This window comes from Halanaerobiales bacterium, from assembly GCA_035270125.1.
Taxonomy (GTDB): domain Bacteria; phylum Bacillota; class Halanaerobiia; order Halanaerobiales; family DATFIM01; genus DATFIM01.
The window spans coordinates 1-3109 of record DATFIM010000093.1 but is presented as its reverse complement, the minus strand read 5'-3'; the positions used below and the strand labels follow the sequence as shown (position 1 = coordinate 3109).

General features: G+C 28.2%; 4 protein-coding genes. 1 reads left to right on the top strand and 3 read right to left on the bottom strand.

Annotation, left to right across the window (positions count from 1 at the left end):
• The first annotated feature begins 126 nt into the window (after positions 1–126).
• A complete protein-coding gene (locus VJ881_05065) occupies positions 127–759 on the top strand; it encodes an SOS response-associated peptidase (GenBank protein HKL75419.1) in 633 nt (210 codons plus the stop codon).
• 7 nt (positions 760–766) lie between these two features.
• Here VJ881_05065 and VJ881_05060 read toward each other — a convergent pair whose 3' ends face one another.
• The 3 genes from VJ881_05060 to VJ881_05050 form a co-directional block, all read right to left on the bottom strand.
• Complete coding sequence (locus VJ881_05060; protein ID HKL75418.1) at positions 767–1714, bottom strand: YbaY family lipoprotein; 948 nt, start codon at positions 1712–1714, stop codon at positions 767–769.
• A complete protein-coding gene (locus VJ881_05055) occupies positions 1707–2537 on the bottom strand; it encodes a carbon-nitrogen hydrolase family protein (GenBank protein HKL75417.1) in 831 nt (276 codons plus the stop codon). The genes VJ881_05060 and VJ881_05055 overlap by 8 nt, the downstream gene beginning before the upstream one ends.
• A 13-nt stretch (positions 2538–2550) precedes the next feature.
• Positions 2551–3109 (bottom strand): nitroreductase family protein (locus tag VJ881_05050; protein HKL75416.1); only part of this gene is annotated, 559 nt, incomplete at its 5' end.

Here is a 3109-nt window from a genome sequence, read left to right as displayed (position 1 = left end):
GTTAAAAGATAAATCACTAACATCCATCCAGTTTAATTTTCCCAATTATCTCATCCTCTCTATTTTTTTATTAAAAAAGGAATTTCTGGACTTAACGAAAATATAATATATAAAGGAGCTGATTATATGTGTGGTAGATATTCCCTTTATATTAAACCTACTGATCTGGCTTTAAGATATGGTACTATTAATAATGATATCAATTTTTCTCCCAAAAAGGAAATTTATCCAGGACAAAATGCACCGGTTATTACCATTGATACAAAGTCAAATAATAAACAGTTAAAATTATTTAACTGGGGTTTTTCTCCTTCCTATACAAAGCAAAAAATTATCAATGCCAGATCTGAAACTATTGATCAAAAAACTACTTTCAAAAAATCTTTTAAAGATAAACGCTGTCTTATTCCAGCCACATCTTTTTTTGAATGGAAAAAAATAGCTAAAAATAATATAAAACATGAGATATATCTTAAAAATCAAAAAATATTTTCTTTTGCAGGTATATATGATCAATTTAGAGATAAAGATGATAATCTAATAACCTGTTATACAATAATCACAACTAATGCAAATGAAAAAATAAATAATATACATAATAGAATGCCCGTGATCTTATCCAAAAATCAGGAAGATAATTGGCTTAAAACTAATAATACTGCAGAATTAAAAAAATTACTATCTCCTTATAATAATAACGACACAGTCATCGAAAACAATTCAGACCAAAAACAATTAAACTTATTTAATGATAATTAAAATTATTTTATTCTTTTAGATATGCTCCTCCAGTAAACTCTTTGTTATTTATCATAACAATAATTTTTAAGGGATAAATTTCTCCATTCATAATATCTCGATGGATTTCTTCTAATATTTTTAACTTAAAATTTATAAATGATGATTCAACATTATATATAAGTTCATTATCTTTTTTTGTTTTGCTAATTTGACTTCTGGAAATATTTAATTCATTTTGCAAATAACCAAATTTAAATTTTAATTGTTTTTTATTTAATTCAAGCTGCCAGGGTGGTTCCTGCCCTCTCCCTTTTATGATTTTATCACTTTTAATCAAATCTTTTAACCCTGCCAGTCTGGCTGTAAATTCTTTTCCTTTATAATCAACCTTCAATTCTCTTCCTTTGTTCCATACACTAAGCTCATCATTAAGATATCTAACACCTGAAGCAGTTTTATATTGAGGAAGTAAATACTCTTTATCCTCAATAATAATCTGAGCTAATTCTTCTAAATGACGAATTTTTATTTTTTGTTGATCATTATAAAAAGTAATTAATCTTGAAGGTAGTCTTCCAGTTATTACCTGAACTTCATTCTCAGCTAATATCTCAGATCCTTTTATAAATTGAGTATTACTCCAAATCAGAACTTTATTTGTTTTTATTACAGAATGAAGGCGATATTCTTTTTCTGGCAAAATTTGTTCTTCACCAATCTCCAAAATATAGTTAACAGGTACTCCATTTTCTAATTTTTTATGTTTTTCTTTAATAATAAAATTATTCTCAGCAGCAGCTGGATCAACCAAAATAACTGCTGATTCTGCCTCAGGACCTAAAGCAATTTTCTCTCTATAACTTACACTAACCGGAAGTTCAATATTTTCTGCCTGAAGATTATTAAAAGGAATAAATAAAAATATTAAAAGTAAAAACACAATCAAATTTTTCTTATTTAATATTTTATCCATCATATATATCCTCTCTTTTATGTTTTAATAAAGGTAATTCTTCTCTTATTTTATCCAAATAATCTAAATCTAAATCAGTAATCAAAATATCTTCTCCTCCTCCAAGTCTTTTAATTACTTTACCCCAGGGAGATACTGCAATTGAATTACCATAAGATACATATGGCTGTTTGCTGTCTCTGGCAGGTGCTGCACCTAAAGTATAAACCTGATTGTCTAAAGCTCTACTTCTAAAAAGCAGTTCCCAGTGAGCAGGTCCGGTAGTCATATTAAAGGCACCTGGTACTAAAATATATTTAACTCCTTTTTTACTTAATAAGGCTGATAATTCTGGAAATCTCAAATCATAACAAATCACAAGTCCCATTTTACCATAGGGAGTATCAAAAACTGTTATATTATTTCCAGCAGATAAAGTATCTGATTCTTTAAAAGTCTGGCCTCCCTCTATATCAATATCAAATAAATGAACTTTTCTGTGTTTTGCAATTTGTTCACCTTTATTATTAAAAACATAGGAAGTATTATAGGTATCATTTTTATCATCTTTTTCCGGTATAGAACCACCTACAAGAAAAATATCATTTTCCTTGGCAAGTTCAGATAAAAATCGCCAGCTTTTCCCACCTTCTTTTTCAGCATATTCTGGAAATTTAATAGTTTGATAGGGACAATTAAACATCTCTGGAAGCATAACTAGCTCTGCTTCCTGATCTGCAGCTTTTTTTACAAAATCTTTTGCCTTAACCAAATTCTTATCTTTATCATCAATAACTTTCATCTGAATTAATGCAACTTTCAATTGATTTTTATTATTTTTCAAAATTAACCCTCCTTTAACTTTTTAGTTCAACTGTACCTATATAATCATAACCATTTATTTCAGCTGGAGAATCTGAATATTTTTCAAAATTAAAATCATAATTGTTATGTTTTGCTGCAATCCAGATATGAGCCAGAGCAATCCCCATATCTATCCCATTCATTTTTTTATAAAATATTTTCTTTAAAAAACTGGGATTATCTTGATAAAGATGAATTTTACCCTCTTCTGTTTTAAAATACCAGGGCTGGCCATTAGTTGCTGATGGAGCAAGTCTGGCTGCTTCCAATAAATCATTATATTTATCTCCCTCTTTAATCTCTGATAATTTTTTTCTATCAAAATCTTCAATAGAATTTCGTTTATTTTTTTCTGATGGTTTACCAAAAACAAGAGTTATAACATATTCATAATCTGATTGAGAAATTATTTCTTTTTTTGGTTTAGCCAATCCAAACCAGCAGGCACCTATATTATTAGCAGCCAGAAATAAATCTAACTGCTGTAAAATAAAACCGGCATTTAAAAGATAATCTCCCTTCTCTTCAGAAAAAAATTGTAAATAATGAGGT